The following is a 19,109-nucleotide window of genomic DNA, read 5'->3' on the forward strand; positions in this document are numbered from 1 at the left end:
ATTTTTAGAATTGGCATGGAATTTGCATTGTATATTATTGAATTTACTATATGAAAGGGAGTGAAATGGATGGGTGAATTGCTTTTTTGTTTTGGCTATGGAGGGTCACTAATCATTCTAGGCTTCATTACTAAAGGATTCGTTCGAAAAATGGAAGCAGATATCGTTTCCAAACACACAGAAATAAAGGAAGAAAAGGTGGGGATGTAATTGATTTTTACCATTGGTATTATTGTTTCATTTATTCTGTATGTCCTTATCGGGATTGTCCTATCTAAAAAAGTGAAAACCTCAGAGGAATATTATGTATCCGGAAGACAAGGATCCACCTTAATGGTTACGGGGATGCTCGTTGCTTCCTTTTTAAGCACCGTTTCTTTCATGGGAGAAGCTGGGTTTTCGTATGAAGGCTACCCTATTCTTTTATTGATCCTGGTTATTTTCAATGCGACAGGTTATGTCATTGGCGTCTTCTTTTTTGGACGGTACTTACGGAGAAGCAAATCGTTAACGGTTCCTGAATATTTTGGTAACCGCTTTCAATCCAATAAAGTTCGGATGGCTGCAGCGATCACCACGATCCTTGGCATAACGGCTTATTTAGTGGCTGTTACCCAGGGTGGTGCATTGCTGCTTTCTGAAATCTCTGGGGTCTCCTACACCGTCGCTTTACTAATCATGTGGCTGGTATATGCTTCTTTCACCATCCTTTCTGGAGCAAAAGGAGTTATGGTGAATGACACCATTATGTTTTTCCTGTTTTCCTTAGCTACTTATATTTCCTTCCCTTTTATCATTAATAATGCAGGAGGATTCCCGGAAGCGATCGTGAAAGCAGCCACCAATCCGGAACGGCCGGATTTACTAAGCTGGCATGGCATTACGGGTCCAAACGCTTATATGGGTGAACCATGGGAAGCATTAATTTGGGCTATTATATTAGGGTTAGTCTGGTCAGCTGTAATCGCCATAAGCCCCTGGCAAAGCAGCCGCTACTTAATGGCTAAAAATGAACATGTAGCCATTCGTTCCGGAGTTTTGGCAACGGTTTCAATCATAGCCATTTACCTATTCCTGCATCTGAGCATATCATCCATCACAACAGTAAAAGCAGATATTAACCCAACTGAAAAAGTATTTATCTGGGCTGCCATGAATATGGTGCCGAAATGGCTGGGGATTATCATTGTGAGCGGAATCATGGCTGCAGCCTTATCATCCTGTGCAAGCTTCCTACAATTAATTGGCAGCAGCATCACCAGAGATATACTGGAACAATCCAGGAATAAAAAATACTCCGACCAAAAGCTGCTTCGCATAAGCCGAATTTCCATGATCATCACGAGTATTGTCATCCTACTCATTGGGCTCTGGCAGCCGCCGTCGATCATGTGGATTGGCTATTTCGCCGCTACCCTTTTTGCGGCTTCCTGGGGACCAGTGGCATTTGCAAGTGTCTTCTCTAAAAAAGTAACCAAAACAGGAGCTCTATGGAGTATCATTGCTGGATTTTTAGGTGTAGTACTCGGAGAAACGCTGAAAAAATTCGGAGTAGTGCTTCCAGTCTATTTCAACCCTGTCATTATTGGTATGATTCTTAGTTTACTTGCTCTATATCTCGGGTCAAAATTCGGTAATATCTCAACAGAAGAACGGAACTTCCAGCAAAACATTTTAACACGTCCATTGGAAGAGAATGAAAAAGAAGAGATGAAAATAACGAAAAGATATCCTGCGATTTTAATAGGAAGCGGTGTCACTATTATTATCCTTACCTTTGTGTTTTATTATTGGCCGTTGACACTTGCTATGTAGAATGTTTTGAGCTTGAAGAAAGGAAAAAGAAGTTAACCCATTCATATTATTAATCTATAAAAAGGTCTGAGCCTGAGTTAACTACAGGGAACAGACCTTCTTTTTTCATTAACTTCAACCTCTTCCGGTGAGTCAGGATGAATGTATCAATGCTCCAGAGCCAAAATATGTCTGTGAGAAAACAAGCACTATCTTTCAAAGTTAAATTCACCTAAAACCTTCTCCAACTATAAATGTCAATTTCCTCAAAGGAAGAAACAATCAAATCTGCAAACGATAAATCCATTGGTAGTTGTTTATGTCTCCCCTCATTTTTTTCATTCCGGACCGTGCTGCGGCCGATAGTTCATTTAATTCTTTCTTCTTTTAAAAATTGAATTTGTTCTTCAAAAAGATTACTAAGCCCCTCTTTGCTATTTACCACAGCATCCGAATATTACTTCCCTTATAGTCCAACAAGGAAAAACAGCATCTTTTGGGCTGACCTTCTGCTCTGTTTAATATTGTTCTTTTCTATAGATTCTCTTTTAGTCTTAGGAATAAAAATTTACAGCATGCGAAAAGATAATAGTATTTATGTCTTTATGAAGGGATAACCAGGTATGGAGCAATTAGTTCAGGAAATAAAATCAAAGCTTGAGAATAATGAAGATTTTCTTCTTCAAAGGGACTATCTTGCTGACACAGCTATTATCCTGCTGGGATTCAATACCCTTGTTGATTTTGTCAAAACAAGAGCGGTCCTTCAAAAGCATGCGGAGAGCCACCTTTTGCAAAATCGGCCTCCTGAGGATTTATGGAATGCAATTGGTGAATTGATTGAAGGGAATGTCAATAAAGCTATTTCATCCATATATGAAGGCAAGCTTATTATCCATTTGGCTGATACAGACCGATCCATCATCATGGAGCCTGTCTCAACCATGCTCGATCGTTCAATTGAAACTCCTGCTAATGAAAATGTGATCCAGGGAGCTTTAAATGCCTTTACAGAAGGAATCGATGCAAATATCGGCATTGTACGGAAACTAGTGAATTCAGAAGAACTCATCATGGCCTCCTATTCCACCGGTCAAAATCGAAAAAAGAAGCTTTCCTTGCTTTATTTAGAGGGCCAGGCAGATACGGAGCTATTAAAAAACCTGGAGTCCCATATTGAAAAAAATATCCATCAGGATATAAGTGACTTGCAGGGCTTGGCAAAAATGCTAGGGTTCCCATCCTGGAGCGCTATTTCCAAATTTAATACGACGGAGCTGCCCCATCATGCTGTTCAGTATTTGAAAAAAGGAAGAGTCATTCTTTTCATCGATCGGCTGCCATTTGCGCTCATTCTTCCCAGTCTGCTCTGGGATATGTTTGCTATTGAAAATGACCGGAATTTCCCCTTGCCCATTATGATCGCCATTCGGTCTATAAGAATCATTGGCATTTTAATAACGCTGATAACTCCCGGGCTATATGTAGCTCTCGTTTCAGTTAATCCTGAAGTGCTTCAAATCCAGCTTGCCTTATCCGTTGCCCAAAGCCGCGAAGGAGTTCCGTACCCAGCATTAGTGGAGATTATTTTCATGCTCGTTATCCTTGAATTAATCTTAGAGGCAAGTGTCAGGCTCCCTAAGTCCATCGGCCCCACCATTACAATGGTCGGCGGGATTATCCTGGGACAGGCTGTCGTTGAGGCGAAATTAGTCAGCAATCTCCTAATTATCATTCTTGCAGCAACTACGATCGCCAATTCAACAATCGCAGGGTTCCAAAACGCTGTTTCCATCAGGCTATTTAAATATGTAATTGTCATCCTGGCATCGATTTACGGCCTCTTGGGCCTTGTTTCAGGCCTTGTTATAATCGGCGCTTACCTGGCAGGGCTCGACACCTACGGCAAGTCCTATCTCTACATAAATGTAAAAGGGAATGAAAGCAATGGCAGATAAAAGTTTGCATGTCATGCTGATGTACATAATCAGTCATCTGGGTCTTATTTTTTTTATGTACCCGGGGAATATCATTTCGAGTACATCACAGGGCCACTGGCTTCCAATTCTGGTCGGCATACTCATCCATTTTATTTTTATCTTTATTTATATGAAGGGATTAAGCTACTTTCCGAAAAAAGACATCATTCGCATTTACTCAGAGGTTGGAAAAGGCACGGCTATCCTATTTATTGTCCCTGTTTTCTTATATTTCAGCATGATTTTATTAATAACCGTCCGGGCTTATTCGGAAATTATTACCATCGTGTTTTTATCGGAAACCCCCTTATGGGCCATCATGCTGTTAATGATTTCTATTTCGGCCTATATAGCATCAAAAGGCGTGGAAGTGATTTTTCGCACAGGACTCCTCCTGGCCATTTTATTTCTTCCCATCATCATTTTCATATTCTTCACCTCTTTTCAAAATGTGGATTGGAGGTACGCCATTCCCTTTGATGCAAATTTCGGATTCCTTACAAAACGAACATACTATGAAGGCTTTTTTGCCTTCTCTGGAGGTTTTCTGTTTCTTGGTTTTGTACAGCCCTATCTCTCGTATAAGAGGAAGCATGTTTTATGGGCTGCGGCATTCCTTATTCCTTTTTTCATTTTTTCAGTGTATGTTCCAGTCCTTACATTTGGACAGGCCACTTCATCCACAACCTTCCTTCCTTACGTTGTGGCCGTGGATGCCATTAATATTAATTGGCTGATGTTCGACAGGGTCACGATGTTTTTCCTGTTAAGCCTCATCTCCTTTATCATGCTTTTCCTTGCTCTAGTTTCATGGAAAGCAATCCGGATCTTAAGCCATTACCTTCCTTCGATTAGACCAGTAAAGTTATTAATCGCACTATCTGCTGCCGTCTTTTTTTCATGTTTTTTGATTCCGGATTGGAAGGATGTTGAGAAATTATTTTGGTGGAATACATTTCTGAGGTTTTACGTCTTGGTAGCAATTCCCTTATCAATTTTTTTCTTTGGACTTCGAATGAAGGGGAAGGATAGTAATGAAACTGTTTAAGCCAAAATCCAAAGCCTCTATAACTATTAGCCTGCTTTTAGCGGTTATTATCTTAAGCGGCTGCTGGGACATCAGAGACATCAATCATCGGGTCCTCCCTGTTGTGGTTGGCATTTCTACTACTGACGACGATCTATACAAGGTTTTTCTGAAAATCCCGGAGCCTGTTGAAGAAATGACAAAAGTAAAAATTGTATCCGGAACAGGCGAGACCATTTCCAAAGCGGTCGATGCCATCAGCCGCAATATGGAAAGCAGCGTAGACTTACTTCACGTAAAAGTTATAATGATTGAGCGGAAAACAGCAGAGGAAGGCGTGAAAGATATCATCGCCGGATTCATGAGATCGAGAGAAGTTTCTTCCAAAGCTTTAGTGACCATTTGTGACCAGGATTTAAATGAGTTTTTCTCGATCCTGTCAACAAAAGAGCTTCATGGAACCACCATGTTGGACTTCTTTGAAAAAAACGCAGGCTGGAATGCGGAAATCGCCCTAACAAGGGTATGGGAGGTGTACCGCAGCATTCATTCCTATACGCGCGATGTGGCAATCCCGCTGATTGCTGCTGGAAAAACGACAACCTATGAACAAATTGGTTCTGCCGTTATAAAGAACGGAAAAATGGTTGAGCAAATCAGCAATGATGAAACCTTGCTGTTCAATGCGTTTAAAGGTGAAAGCGCCCATGGGCAAATTGAAGTCTTAAATCACGCAAGTGTCATGATCATCGGCAACAACATGCATCACCATAGCGAATTAACCGAAAAACAGCCCTTTCTGCAGAGCCGGATAAAGTTAAAGGTTGTCATCCTGGAAACCAGAGGAAAAACGACCAGTGCCACGATCAAAAAAGAACTGAGCACACTCCTTACCGGCCGTTTTGCCGAAATGATGGCCAAACTTGAGGAAAGTGAGGCGGATATATTAGGATTAGGCCAATTTTACCGCAACAAAATTACACGGAAGGAATTAAAAAACTGGAGATCGGAATACTATCCAAATCTGAAAATGGATATGCAATTCGAAATTGATATTCAGAATGAAGGGTATTTAAGAACAACATAAAGGGATAGTGAACCTGTCCCTTTCAGCGTTCCCCTTCTTTAACCCACTCACCTGATAGCTAAAAAAGTACCAAATTGATAATTACAGAAAAATAGTAACCGCAGAGTAAATCAGCAGCAAACTTCCTAAAATGCTGCGATCACTTGCTGTTGTGGAAAAAGATATGGATGAGGTTCGCAAAGACATGAGACTGCTTGATAAGCTTGTATATAAAGCCAATATTGAAAATGCCTTTAACAATGAATCAGCAGAGGCTGTTAAAAAAGCGATAGGGTTTAAAGAGGGATTTTACAATAAACATGGAAAAGGTAGATAAGCAGACACAGTGGCTTTAATTGGTCGCAACTGTCGTTTTCAGGATACTGCTGTGTTAGTCTCAATAAAAAAAGAGCTGCAGATTCCTATAGAATCTGCAGCTCTTTTGCTTAATCGTTCAAGTAAACCCATGCATATTGCGCATAAAGTTCTGCTCCTGTTGCAAGGGCGTCTTCGTCAATGTTAAATTTGCCGTGGTGGTGGGCCCATTCCGTGTCTTTCTTTGGATTCCCGCTGCCGACGAGGGCGAAGCTCCCGGGTGCTTTATCCAGAAAGAAGCTGAAATCTTCACCGCCCATTGTTGGCTTTTCATTGTATAGGACATCTTCACCGAATGCTTCAGAAGCAACTTTTTGGACGAGTTTTGCACTGTATTCATCATTGATCACCGCTTGTGTTCCCCGGATGTATTCAACCTTTGCTGTTGCACCATATATAGCAGCAACTTGTTCTGCATAATGCCCAAGCTGTTTTTCGATATGATCCCTTGTTTCAGGATTGAAACAGCGGACTGTCCCCTCGATGAAAGCATTTTCAGCTATGACGTTGAACCGTGTGCCAACCGTCATTTTTCCAACAGTGAGTACGGCAGGATGCTGAGCATCAATGGTTCTTGAAACAACGTTTTGCACATTCATGACAAAGGAAGAGGCGACAATGGCCGTATCAATACAATCATGCGGCATGGCACCGTGGCCGCCTTTCCCTTTAAACGCAACCTTAAAAAGATCAGCAGAAGCAAAGGATGGTCCTGGCATGCAGGACACTTTATGTGTCGGCATTTGGGACCAGATATGGATGCCAAAGACATTGTCCACGCCTTCCATCGCTCCCTGTTCCACCATCATCTTTGCCCCTTCCGCTACTTCTTCAGCTGGCTGGAACAGCAGGCGGACATTCCCAGGCAATTCTTCTTTTATATCATTTAATGCTTTGGCTGCAATCAACAGCATGGCGGTATGGGCATCGTGTCCGCATGCGTGCATTTTTCCATTTTCCATGGAGGCATACGGCAGGTCTTGATTCAATTCCTCAACCTGGAGTGCATCCATGTCTCCTCTTAAAGCCACTGTTTTTCCTGGCTTCCCGCCCGTAATATCTGCAATGACGCCAGTTGGTTCCGTTCTTCTGTAGGGTATGCCCAAACCTTCAAGATACTCACAAATAAATTGAGTGGTTTTTACTTCTTCCCACGATACTTCCGGCTCACGATGTAACTTCCTGCGTAATTCAGTCAGTTCATCACTGTATGCATGAATCGCTACTTTCAATTGGTTATGAATCATGACTTATTCCGCCTCCGTTAGCTCTATTGCTGCCTCAAACAAGATCTTTACAGCTTCGGCGATATGCAGGGAATCAGACCACTCTTCCGGACAATGGCTCAGACCATTTTTGCTTGGAATAAACAGCATCCCTACATCTGTGAAATCAGCAAAAACCATTGCATCGTGGCCTGCACCGCTATTAATGGAACAGGAAGGGAAACCCAGTTCACTGCTTTTTTCCTTCAATAGTCTTACAATCTCTTTATCCATTGCTTTCGGCTGAACATATAAAGGTTGTTCAACGATAATATCAATTCCACTCTCACGATAGGAATCTGCTAATTCTTTTACTTTTTGAATCACATTCTGGACATGTTCTTCCTTGCCTGACCGAATGTCTACAGAAAATACCGTTTGATCCGGAATTACATTGGATCCATTCGGGTAAACCTGTAATTGCCCAGTTGTAATAACTGTTCCGTCCCCAACGGCTGCAGCCAGCTCTGGAAATTGGGCAATCATCTTGGCAGCCACAACCAGCGCATCCGCCCTCCTGTCCATTGGAGTGGTCCCTGCGTGGCCAGCCTGTCCTTTTACTGTTACATCTAACTGAGTTAAACCGACAATCGCTTCGACTACCCCGATCGTAATACCTTTCTCTTCTAAGATTGGACCTTGTTCAATGTGCAATTCCAGGTAAGCCTTTACCGTCTTGGGATCTCTTTTTTTCGGCAGAGATGGATCGAGCCCAATTTTCTCCATGGCTTCCACTGTAGTAATGCCATCTTTGTCTTTTAATGTTTTGAAGTCTTCCTCACCAAGCAACCCGACCATTCCGCGTGACCCCATTAAGCCCCCGCCAAATCTGGAGCCTTCTTCTTCTACAAGAGCAATAACCTCCAGTGGGTATTTCGGTGTTAATCCATTTTCCACAAAGAGGGCCGCTACCTCAAGTCCTGCTACTACTCCCGCAGGACCATCATAGGATCCCCCATTTGGGACAGAGTCAAAGTGAGAGCCTATGAGAACACTTGGCGCACCTTTTTGTGATCCTTCAAGTCTTCCAAAAATATTGCCTAATCCATCCTCCCGAACGGCCAAGCCCACTTCCTTCATTTTTGCTTTAATATACTGCCGTGCAAGCAGATCCTCCTGACTATAAGTTAGCCGGGTTGTGCCTTTGCCAGGAGTCAGGGTATAGGTGCCTAAGGTATCAATGTGGCTTTCTATTCGAGCCTGTACTTTTTCGAAATTCACGTTTTTCCCTGTTTGAACTTCATTCATTCTATCCAATCCTTTCTTACAAGAGTCCGACAAAAATCCCTGCCAATACAACCGACACCATGGTAACCGTAATGAATCCGCCGACAAGCATAGGTGGCAGCATGTGACTAGTCAGCATCTCTCTTTCTTTTTCATCTTCTGTTAAGGATTTAATCACTTCATTCGTAATAATGTAGTCAGCTGGGAATCCATATAAAGCTGTTAACGAAACAGCGAACGCCATTTCTTTACTCATTTTTAAAATCTTTCCTGCGATGAATGAGAAGATATACATCCCGATTACACCTAATACAATGGTACCTGCAAGCGGAAAAATAATTTCCATCATCATGCTTGGCGTAGCCTGCTTTAAGCCGTCAAAGATAAAGAGCATCAGCGCCATGATGGCAAAACCGAAACCATTTGCTTTTTGTAAAGCCTGCTTTTCAAGAAAGCCTATACTTGTGGCAATTACCCCGAACAATAGGCAGAGAACAAATGGACTAACGCTGACAATTGGTGCTAAAAGAGTCGATGTCAGGTAAGCAAGGTACGATACTAATGATAGCCTAAAAAACTTGAAAAAATCTGTATTATATTTCTCTGGCATCTTTTTAAAGAGCTTTAGCTCACTATTTGCTGCTGCTGATGCAGCGGCTACCTCAGCTGCTGCTTCTTCCTGTTCTTTAAAAATAAGCTGACCGCTGCGGTATTGGCTCAATAGGCGCTTTCCTTCTTTTTTCAAAGCCAGCGATGTGAGCGGATAGCCTGCAAATCCCTGCATAACATAAATGACGATTGCAAAGACAGATAAGGAAGCAAGACCCGCTTCTTTCGCTCCTTCAGACATAATCAAGGCAGATACAACACCGCCAACTAAAGGAGGAATTGCCACGACCACCGTCTTAAATCCAAAAATAAAGGATCCGATTCCCAATAATATTGCGATAATTCCTAAAATCCCTGACAAAGCAATGACAATGGTCTTCCACTGGTTTTTTAATTCCTTAATCGATAACAACGTTCCCATATTAGTAATTAATAAGTACATCATCATCACAGCCACAACTGACGGTATCCCTGCTACGGCTACAATATCCTGCGGAAAAAATGTCCAGTACCCTGCGAGGAATAGAGCTGCACAGATGAAAATGGACGGCACCCATGCCTTTGTCCGAACGGCAACCAAATCTCCTATAAATAGAATAAGCATAAGAATAACTAAAGCTAACATCTGTGACATACTGTCCCATCCCCTTCTTAGATGAATAAATATTCATTCGAGTTGCTAAAAAATATATGTTACAAGAATAATAATATAATTATACTTTTCAGTCAATTAAAATTATTGACAATTTTCGAGTAAACGCTTTCACTGCAGTTTCCAACCTTTATCTTCCAGTTCGAAAAAATATGAGAAAGTAAATATATTATTTTAAAATATTTTTGAGAAAGGGAGAGCAAAAAAAGTATCTCAAAAGATTGGATACCCTCAACTATTTATACAAAGCAATCTCCCCCGTAGACATTGTGCCTGTTGTTTTTAAAGTAGTTAAACTCCTTTTCCAGGGAACAAAAAAAGACCTAAAATGGGAAGGATTTGCACACAAAGGTACATTCTGTCCTTAACTCATTTTAGGTCTTGCCTGCCAGTCAGTTACAATCCTGTATAATTTGATTTATTATGATTATTCTAGACTATTTGATCCTATCTATTAAGATAAGATTTTATCTTTTTATGGCCACAGGTACATTTACATCATCAATATTAATATGTCCCCATCCGCCAGTTTCAAAGTCGACAACCTTAATGTATAACTCTTCACCAATATAATCCGAAACATCCCAGTAAACCCTTCGATAGGCTTCAAAGTTTCCGCCTGTTTCCTTTATTAACTCTTTGCCGTCCGAAGCTCTTACCAATGCAATATAAAGCCTGTCGATATTAGCTCCACCACCGATAAGGAAATCAATTTTTCCGTTTCCGCCTAACACAAAGTTCTCAGATTTTAAGACTCCTGTCAGTGAATCCCCGCCATTTTCGCCATTAAAACCCCATAAATGGTATCGTTCAGGATCTAATTGGTCTGATGCTTGGTTAAAGGGACCGCCCCATCCCCAATCGTCCTTCTTGGTTACGTGTTCATCACTAAATGCATTTCCTTCTACAACATTCCATCCTGTTAAATCCCCTGTTTGGAAATCATGGTTAGATAATTCTGTACTTTCCGGTACAGGATTTCCGCCATCATTCGAATCTGGCCAATAGGCTGGAACCGTTTCTCCGTATGCCGAACCAAGTTCCCATACCTTCATCGATACCACTTTAGCCTTTCCGCCACTACTCCATAACTCAAGGCCCAGTGCATCGGAAAGTGTTGGATATACACGGGATGTGATGCTTTTTTCACCATTTGCATAGGCTTCAATCATCGACCGATCCAGATAAATATGAAGCTTGAGATTCTGTTTTCCTATCTTAAGCTCTCCGCCCTGTACACCTTTTTGAATATCCGGATCAAGACTTGACTTGTTTCTATCAATATTAAGTGCTTGGTTTTTAACATCATAGAATAGTAACGTTTCTTCCTTTCCATCGGATGACTTTCTAAGCTTTAGGCCCACTTGTTTAGCAGAGGCTGGTTTGATTTCCAATTGAATTTCCAACTGATCGCCTTTAACGTTCTTTAATAATGGATTGGCTTTATCCGTTTTCATATTCTTAATCGAAACAAGTTCCTTCTTCCTTAAGGATTTTAATTCAGATATAGGTTTAATTCCTAATCCGCCTTCTGAATTTAATGAAAGCTCAAGCGGCAGCCCTGCATTATGAGCCCAGCCAGCATCATAATGCTGTTGCTCCATCCGGCGGTCCTGGGCAATACTAAAGAGAATAGAGCGTCCTTTTCCATCAACCATCCCGCTTGGTCCTGTAAAGTGTTCCCCGTAATCAAATTGTTTTGGGTCCGAATGGTCAGGAACAAACTCTAGTTTTTCTTTATCCCATGTTCCAATCCAATACCATACATATTTCACATTGTGCGGACTATATCCATCGAACCATGGATTAATAAAGAAAACATATTTTTCAACACCTTTTGCATCCTTACCTAATGGCAGAAAGACTGGCAGCTCCCAAACTTGGCCTGTTTTCGGAAATTGTTCATAATTGCCAACCAGCAGCGGCTTTTTGTATTCCCAATTTTTCAGGTCTTTAGAGGTATAGAGAAGTGCAGTTCCCCCTGCTCCTTTAATACCTGATCCAACGAGCTGGTACCATGTATCTCCATCTTTCCAAACATATGGATCACGGAATTGGCCGTACCATACCTCGCCTTCTTCTGCCTGCAGATTTGGTTCTTGTACAGTAACTGGCTTGTCATACACCAGCCATTCTTTCAATTCCGGGTCTTCAGGATCCTTACTAGTCGCAAGACCTGTCATTTGATTCGGAAACTTCTTATCATCCCCAGCTGTAAAAAGTAATACTGGATTTCCTTCAGCATCAACCGTTGATCCCCCAGACCAAACACCATCCGGCGCAATGGAATTTCCATCAGGTGACAGTGCTATTGGAGCATCCTCCCAATGGACCATATCATCACTTACAGCATGCCCCCAATGAATTTGATGCCAGTATGGCCCTTGAGGATTATTTTGATAGAATAGATGATATTTCCCATTATTGTAGAACGGCGCATGAGGCTCGTTCATCCAATGCTCTGGTGCAATGAAGTGATATTGCGGGCGGTACCGGTCCCCATCATATCTGCTCCGATCCGGAGCTAAATCAGGTATTGGAAGTTGATGACTCTTAAAATTACGTAAATAGGAGTCATAATTTTCTTTAATTTTTTCTCCTGACAAAGGTTGGTTATACATCTTTAATTCGTCAATCATACCGTTAAACATATTGGCCGTGAAAGCTCCGTTTATTATGGCAGCACTATTATGTTTTCCTATTAATAAGTCACTCGATGATGGGATGATCGACCCTTTTGGTGTGACCGTCTCCCCGACCAATTCGCCATTTAAATAGAGTTTCATTTTTTGCTCTGCCTTATCAAATGTGGCAACAATATATGACCATGTATTTTTTTCAAGGGGTTTGTTATCGGCGCCCCAGACTTCCTTCCATTCACCGTTTATGCTTGCTTGGAATGACCACTTCCCGTGTCGTCCCATGCCAAGAATATAGCCTTCACTTGCGGATTTATTGTGTTGATTTACGATAGCGGACAATTGGCCAAGATCGCCCCATTCATAAGATCTTGGAGCAACCCATGCTTCTATCGTTAGAGCATCTGTTGGCTTAATGACCTGATCAGATGGCCTAGTAATCCATGTAGAATACCCATCGAACAGTAAAGCCTTGTTTCGAATCCCATCCCTCCATAAAGGATCCGTCGATGGCTTGTATTGAGCATTCGTAAACACATAAGAAATAGGGTCTTCCATTCCTCTTACCAGGTCTTTTGTTTTTGTTCCACTGCCTTCATCCAACGGCCAGCTTGCTATTAAACCTGAATTTTTCACATGGAAATCATCCACGTTTATATGACCCCATTCGCCTGTTGAATGATCAACCACTTTAATATAGACTTCTTCTCCCAAGTAACTCGCTGCATCCCACTTGATCCGGGTGTATGCTTCACTATCATTCCAATTGGTGTTCGTTGCTTTCATTAGTTCTTTATCATCTGAAGCTCTAACTAAGGCGACATATAAGTTATTAATATCATTTCCACCGCCAATAAGGAAATTGATTTCACCAGTTCCCGAAAGTTTGAAGTTGGCGGATTTAAGTACGCCCGTTTGCCCATCTCCTCCATCCTTTGTACCCCACAAGTGATAGTTGTTCACATGGTTAAACGGTCCGCCCCAGCCCCAATCTTTATCAGCTGTGACATCTTGATTTGTGAAAGCATCTCCTTCAACAATGGTCCACCCTGTTAAATCACCAGTCTCAAAATCTGGATTTTGAATCGTATCGGTTATTATTGGGTCATTATTTAAAACATGAAAATCATCCACATTAATGTGCCCAAATCCTCCAGAATGATAGTCTGCTATTTTTATATACATTGCTTCCCCGCGATATTCCGATGCATCCCAACTGACTCTTCGATAGGCTTCAGTATTGGATCCAGTTGCTTTAAAAAGCTCTTTGCCATCAGACGCCCGGACTAAGGCAACATATAGCTTGTTTATATCCTGCCCCCCGCCAACAAGGAAATCAATCATTCCATTTCCGCCTAGCTTGAATACAGAAGATTTCATGACACCTGTACGAAAATCAGAGTTTGCCTCATTCGCTGCCCCGGCAAATCCCCAAACATGGTAGGTTCCTTGTTGCTGAAAAGGACCTCCCCAGAAGCTTGTAACATTAGATACTGGATTATCAAATGCTGAACCCGTTTCCGTCCATCCTGTTAAATCGCCAGTCTCAAAATCTGGATTTTCCATTTCATTTGGCAGACTGTCTCCATCAACGATAATCTGGTCAATTTCTGAAACAAAAGAGGCGTTTTTCAAATCGTATACCGTTAATGATTTTAGGGAAACTTCCCCACCAGTTGTGTAAAGTTCAAGAGATTGATTTTTAGGATCAGGGAAGAATTGATCCGTCATCACCACATGGCCGTCATTGCCAAATACTTCAACAGATCCCCGGTCAACAATTAAATGGATTTTAACGGTTTGATCAATAGCTGTTAACGGCGCTTCATGTTTGGCAGCAAAGTTGCCGTTGAAACTGGATTCACCCGCATCGGAACGGTCAACAAACAATTTATTATTGCCTATATCATAACCAACCTTTGTTTCCCCGGTTTCCCCTTTTCGAATGTTAAAACCAAACTCGGTTACCGTCGTTGAATTCAAATCAAATTCAGCGATAATTTCATAGGCATCTCCAGTCACTTTCGATAATACATTTTCTCCAGGAGTGATCACTTTATTTTCCATAACTTGCGGAGTACCCCTAAGACTTGCCAGGTCCATTACAGGTTTTTGTTTAAGACGAATCCCTTCACCCTCAACCGTTGATAAGGTAAGTTCACGCGGAATCGACATCGTTCCTCTGTATGAGGATGTTGGAATGTCCTGCCCATATTTCCAGTTATTCATCCACCCAAGCCATATACGGCGTCCATCAGGAACATCACTCCATGAAACAGCTGCATAAAAATCAGTGCCATAATCGGCCCATAGGACTTTACTCGGATCATTGGCATTGGTGAAAGTCTTCCCATCAAAATCACCAATAAAATACTGCATCCCTGAACCGCCGGCAGGGGCCCCTTCACTGATACTGACAGCCAATACCCACTTTTTCTTTGTTGGATCTCCATCAACCGGAAGGGCAAATAAATCCGGACATTCCCATGTTCCCGCATGGGAGCCGTCATGGTTTCCAAATTCACTTACTTTCGTCCAGGCTTTTAAATCTGGGGAGTTATAAAAATAAATGCGGTCACCGGCTGAAATAACCATGATCCACGTCTTTGTTTCCTCATGCCAAAACACCTTCGGGTCCCGGAAAACATCAACCCCATCTGGCATCGGGATAACCGGATTTCCTCCATACTTTGTCCAAGTACGGCCATTATCGTTACTATACGCCAAACTTTGAACTTGATGACCGCCTTTTTCTTGCGTAAAAACTGCAACCATCGGCGGTTTCGAATCCTTTCCAAACCCGGTCGTATTGTTCCAATCAATAACGGCACTTCCAGACCAGATAAAGCCTATTTCATCCGGATAGAGAGCAATCGGCAAGTGTTCCCAATTGACCAAGTCTTTACTTACCGCATGTCCCCAATACATCGGCCCCCACTTTGGTTCAGTGGGATTATGCTGATAAAACAGATGATACTCCCCATCGTAATACACCATGCCATTGGGATCATTCATCCAGTTTTTTTCCGGAGAAAAGTGGAATTTCGATCGAAAAGGTTCATTTTCACTAACATCAGATAAAATGGATGTCTCACCCGTTTCAGCTTTACTAGAAACAGTGGGAATAAACATCGAAATCATTAAGGAAAAAATGACCACAATCGATAATCCTCGATTTTTTACCTTTTGCTTCAACCCTGTCACCCTCCAACATTTAATTGTCACTTTCTTCAGAGAAAGTGCTTACAAATAAACTGATAAGAGTTGAGGCTAATAATGATAGATTCAACGCCCCAATTCGTTCCTTTCATATTTAAGCAGCTGGTTAAACCACATTTGACATAAGTAATAAATCGCATAGGCTGTGAAACTTCCAATGAATAAAATGGTAACTGGATAAAAATAGAACAGAGCTGTCTCTGCTCCAACAATGATCAATAATAAAACAGTTAAAACCGGGTTCATAAGTGAAAAAAGAAAGGCATTTCGAATCACGTTCTTCCAGCTTAGTTCGAAATGGACCATAATCGGAAAAAGATAAATAGAGATGGAACTAAACAACAAAAAGCCAACGACTAAAATGATATACAGAATAAGCTGGCGAACAGAACTGCTTGGATCGATAATCCTATAATCAAAATATAAGAAAATTGCCAGTACGGACCACATAATAGAGATAACGAAGCTTTGTTTAAAATTCTCCTTAAACATTTTCAAAAAGCTCTTTAAAATACCGTCCGTTTCCTTTTGTAAGATTCGGTAACGGACAACACCAAACATGGCTGCTGTTGCAGGAAAAAAGGTAACCAGGGGGAGCATGGTTATTACCCATAGCAAATTTAGCAGAACTAAATCTACGATCGCATTTAATGCAGAATATAATCTATTGTTTAAACTGTTCATCCTGTCATTCCCCCTGTCACCTTTTCACTACCTTATCTCCACACAGATTTTAACGTGTAGAGCTCTAACGATTCCAATTTAACCTTTCCATTTTTTGCATAAAGCTCGATTTGCTTACTATCTTGATTTGGGAAGATTAAGTCTGTAATTACCGACACACCACCGTTCCCGAACAATTCTACAGACGACTGATCCACTAAAACATGTAAGGTGATCTGATGATTCTCTGGCAGCAGAATGGTCTCATGTTTCCCGGCGAAGTCCTCATGGAAAACCGCCTCTCCCGAATGGGTTCGATCTACAAATAAGGTTTGGTTTACCGGGTTATATCCAATAATCGTTTCATCATTGGTACCCTTGCAAACCTTCAATCCAAATTCTTCGGCCGATCCAATTTCAAACTTGGCAATGATTTCGAATGTATTGCTTTTTATATTTGCCAAAAGATTTTGCTCCGGTCCTACTACTTCGTTTTCTAGCACTGCCTTATCATGGCGAAGACTTTGTAATTCACGAATCGGCTTTTGTACGAGCCTAATCCCTTCCTCTGTTTTCTTTAACTCTAGTACTCTGGGAATCGTCATTGCACTTCGCCATTCTTTTGTAGGGGTGACATTGGCATAACGCCAGTTACTCATCCAGCCAATATAGATCCTTCTTCCGTCCCCAGCCGGAACATCTGACCAGCTGACCCCCGCATAATTATCGCGGCCGTGGTCAATCCACAGAGTCGTTTCCGGCTTGTGATGATTGAAAAATGTTTTCCCATCAAAATCGCCAATAAAATATTGCGTTCTCGATCCTTCTTTATATTTTGGATCATTGCCGATGCTGACAAATAGCACCCATTTTTTCTGATTGGAATCACCATCAACAGGTAATTCAAACAAGTCGGGACACTCCCAAACCCCCTGATGGGAGCCATGTCCTGCTCCAAACTCACTGGCAAACTCCCATGAAATTAAATTTTGGGAAGAATACATTCTAACCGTTTGGCCAGCGGCTAATACCATGACCCATTGATTGGTCTCACGATGCCAGAACACTTTTGGATCACGAAAATCTGTAATACTTTCTTCTTGAAGAACAGGGTTTCCCCCATATTTTACCCATGAGCGTCCATTGTCTTTGCTATAGGCAAGACTCTGCCTTTGTCGTGGCCGATTTGAATCAGGGTATGTATCCGCATGGGTAAAAATCGCCACTAACCCCGATTTTCCATCAAAGAAACCGCTAGTATCGTTCCAATCTACCACAGCGCTACCAGAAAAAATCGTCCCATGCTCATCCGGAGCTAAAGCAATCGGGAGATGCTCCCAATGAACAAGATCTTTACTTACCGCATGTCCCCAATGCATCGGACCCCATGTTGTTCCATTGGGATGATATTGATAAAATAAATGATATTCTCCTTTATAAAACACCATCCCATTCGGGTCATTCATCCAGTTTCTTTCTGGAGTGAAGTGGAACTGGGGTCTGTATTTTTCAGTATAATACTGTTGTTTTTCCAAAACGTTATTCATTTACGTTCTTCCTTTCTCAGGAATTCTTTTTAAAAACCTTTCAACCTGATCGATTGTTGGAATACTTGGAATTCCACCTTTTCCTTCTGTCGTTAGTGCCCCCATTAAGTTAGCGAAAGTAACCATTTCTTCAAAGTCTGCTACCGTTAAATGATCTAATGGTTTATTTATTTCAAGGAATTGATATAACACACCGCCAACAAAAGCATCCCCTGCTCCTGTTGTATCAACAACGTTTACTTCGTATCCTTCTTTTTGGCCAGATACGTGTTTGCTTCGATAAAAACAGCCTTCTGGGCCTAGAGTTACAAATATAACAGCTGTGCCATATTGTTCCTGTAAAACTTCCGTTCCTTTTGCAACATCACAATAACCAGTTAAAAATTCCAGCTCTTCCTCTGATATTTTCACTATATCTGCATATTCAAATCCCTTTAAAATCTGCCGTTTCGCTTCATCATGTGACCGCCATAAAGGAATTCGCAAATTAGGATCATAGGAAACTGTCACCTTGTGTTTTTGTGCATATTCCAATGCAGTAAAAGTAGCAGCAGCTGCAGGTTCATTCGTTAATGATAAGGAACCGAAATGAAAGATTCGGGATTGTTGAATTGTCTCCTCATCAATTTCATCTTTCTCCAGCATGATATCAGCTCCTGGATTCCGGTAAAAACTAAAGGAACGATCCCCTTTTTCATCCAGATGAACAAAAGCCAGTGTGGTATTGACAGTTTCCGAGAATAAAAGATTGCTATTATCAATCTTTTGGTCTTCCAGGACACACTTGAGCAGATGGCCAAATTGATCCTGGCCCACTTTTCCAATAAACGCCGTTTTCTTATTTAATCTGGAGAGTGCCGCAAGGACATTGGCCGGTGCCCCGCCAGGGTTGGTCTCAAATAATACATGCCCCTTTTCCGAATGACCGGAGGGGGTAAAATCAATTAATACTTCACCTAAAGCCGTGACATCATACATGTACATCATCCCATTTTTTATTTTTTCAAAGAAAAGCCAGACAACTAGGGAGGTCTGGCATTTTATCAG

13 protein-coding genes are annotated in these 19,109 nt (G+C 41.6%); 6 read left to right on the plus strand and 7 right to left on the minus strand.

What is annotated here, in order from left to right:
• Positions 1–69 precede the first annotated feature (69 nt).
• The 6 genes from IQ19_RS27645 (at position 70) to IQ19_RS01545 (ending at position 6,203) form a co-directional block, all read left to right on the plus strand.
• A complete protein-coding gene (locus IQ19_RS27645; RefSeq protein WP_158638721.1) occupies positions 70–210 on the plus strand; it encodes a hypothetical protein in 141 nt (46 codons plus the stop codon).
• On the plus strand, positions 211–1,815 hold the full coding sequence (locus IQ19_RS01525) for a sodium:solute symporter family protein (protein ID WP_144539218.1): 1,605 nt from the start codon (positions 211–213) through the stop codon (positions 1,813–1,815).
• 602 nt (positions 1,816–2,417) lie between these two features.
• Entirely contained in the window at positions 2,418–3,752 is a 1,335-nt protein-coding gene (locus IQ19_RS01530; RefSeq protein ID WP_144539220.1) for a spore germination protein, read from the plus strand.
• Entirely contained in the window at positions 3,742–4,821 is a 1,080-nt protein-coding gene (locus IQ19_RS01535) for a GerAB/ArcD/ProY family transporter (protein WP_144539222.1), read from the plus strand. Before IQ19_RS01530 ends, IQ19_RS01535 begins: the two co-directional genes overlap by 11 nt.
• Complete coding sequence (locus tag IQ19_RS01540; protein ID WP_144539224.1) at positions 4,808–5,887, plus strand: Ger(x)C family spore germination protein; 1,080 nt, start codon at positions 4,808–4,810, stop codon at positions 5,885–5,887. The genes IQ19_RS01535 and IQ19_RS01540 overlap by 14 nt, the downstream gene beginning before the upstream one ends.
• 130 nt (positions 5,888–6,017) lie before the next feature.
• Entirely contained in the window at positions 6,018–6,203 is a 186-nt protein-coding gene (locus tag IQ19_RS01545) for a hypothetical protein (protein ID WP_144539226.1), read from the plus strand.
• A 109-nt stretch (positions 6,204–6,312) separates the two neighbouring features.
• Here the strand turns inward: IQ19_RS01545 and IQ19_RS01550 are convergent, their stop codons facing one another.
• From IQ19_RS01550 to IQ19_RS28325, 7 genes are all read right to left on the minus strand, one after another.
• The gene (locus tag IQ19_RS01550) at positions 6,313–7,488 is read right to left on the minus strand and encodes a M20 family metallopeptidase (protein ID WP_144539228.1); all 1,176 of its coding nucleotides are present in this window, start codon (positions 7,486–7,488) and stop codon (positions 6,313–6,315) included.
• 3 nt (positions 7,489–7,491) lie between these two features.
• Positions 7,492–8,754: a Zn-dependent hydrolase gene (locus IQ19_RS01555; protein ID WP_144539230.1), complete on the minus strand. Its 1,263-nt coding sequence runs from the start codon at positions 8,752–8,754 to the stop codon at positions 7,492–7,494.
• A gap of 16 nt (positions 8,755–8,770) precedes the next feature.
• A complete protein-coding gene (locus IQ19_RS01560; RefSeq protein WP_144539232.1) occupies positions 8,771–9,976 on the minus strand; it encodes a hypothetical protein in 1,206 nt (401 codons plus the stop codon).
• Between the two features lie 485 nt (positions 9,977–10,461).
• Positions 10,462–15,828: a GH32 C-terminal domain-containing protein gene (locus IQ19_RS28315; RefSeq protein WP_242020853.1), complete on the minus strand. Its 5,367-nt coding sequence runs from the start codon at positions 15,826–15,828 to the stop codon at positions 10,462–10,464.
• A 90-nt stretch (positions 15,829–15,918) separates the two neighbouring features.
• On the minus strand, positions 15,919–16,536 hold the full coding sequence (locus tag IQ19_RS01575; protein WP_144539233.1) for a YesL family protein: 618 nt from the start codon (positions 16,534–16,536) through the stop codon (positions 15,919–15,921).
• Between the two features lie 32 nt (positions 16,537–16,568).
• Entirely contained in the window at positions 16,569–18,062 is a 1,494-nt protein-coding gene (locus IQ19_RS28320) for a glycoside hydrolase family 32 protein (protein WP_242020854.1), read from the minus strand.
• Positions 18,063–19,040, minus strand: a complete 978-nt coding sequence (locus IQ19_RS28325; RefSeq protein WP_242020855.1) for a PfkB family carbohydrate kinase — start codon at positions 19,038–19,040, stop codon at positions 18,063–18,065.
• Between the last annotated feature and the right edge of the window lie 69 nt (positions 19,041–19,109).

It is taken from the genome of Cytobacillus oceanisediminis, from assembly GCF_007830235.1.
Lineage (GTDB): Bacteria > Bacillota > Bacilli > Bacillales > Cytobacillaceae > Cytobacillus > Cytobacillus oceanisediminis.

Excerpts from the sequence above, each read along its gene's own strand:
- IQ19_RS27645 (WP_158638721.1), top strand. The coding sequence starts at position 70 with ATGGGTGAATTGCTTTTTTGTTTTGGCTATGGAGGGTCACTAATCATT.
- IQ19_RS01545 (WP_144539226.1), top strand. The coding sequence starts at position 6,018 with ATGCTGCGATCACTTGCTGTTGTGGAAAAAGATATGGATGAGGTTCGC.
- IQ19_RS01560 (WP_144539232.1), bottom strand. The coding sequence starts at position 9,976 with ATGTCACAGATGTTAGCTTTAGTTATTCTTATGCTTATTCTATTTATA.
- IQ19_RS01555 (WP_144539230.1), bottom strand. The coding sequence starts at position 8,754 with ATGAATGAAGTTCAAACAGGGAAAAACGTGAATTTCGAAAAAGTACAG.
- IQ19_RS01550 (WP_144539228.1), bottom strand. The coding sequence starts at position 7,488 with ATGATTCATAACCAATTGAAAGTAGCGATTCATGCATACAGTGATGAA.
- IQ19_RS28325 (WP_242020855.1), bottom strand. The coding sequence starts at position 19,040 with ATGTATGATGTCACGGCTTTAGGTGAAGTATTAATTGATTTTACCCCC.
- IQ19_RS01530 (WP_144539220.1), top strand. The coding sequence starts at position 2,418 with ATGGAGCAATTAGTTCAGGAAATAAAATCAAAGCTTGAGAATAATGAA.
- IQ19_RS01540 (WP_144539224.1), top strand. The coding sequence starts at position 4,808 with ATGAAACTGTTTAAGCCAAAATCCAAAGCCTCTATAACTATTAGCCTG.
- IQ19_RS01535 (WP_144539222.1), top strand. The coding sequence starts at position 3,742 with ATGGCAGATAAAAGTTTGCATGTCATGCTGATGTACATAATCAGTCAT.
- IQ19_RS28320 (WP_242020854.1), bottom strand. The coding sequence starts at position 18,062 with ATGAATAACGTTTTGGAAAAACAACAGTATTATACTGAAAAATACAGA.
- IQ19_RS01575 (WP_144539233.1), bottom strand. The coding sequence starts at position 16,536 with ATGAACAGTTTAAACAATAGATTATATTCTGCATTAAATGCGATCGTA.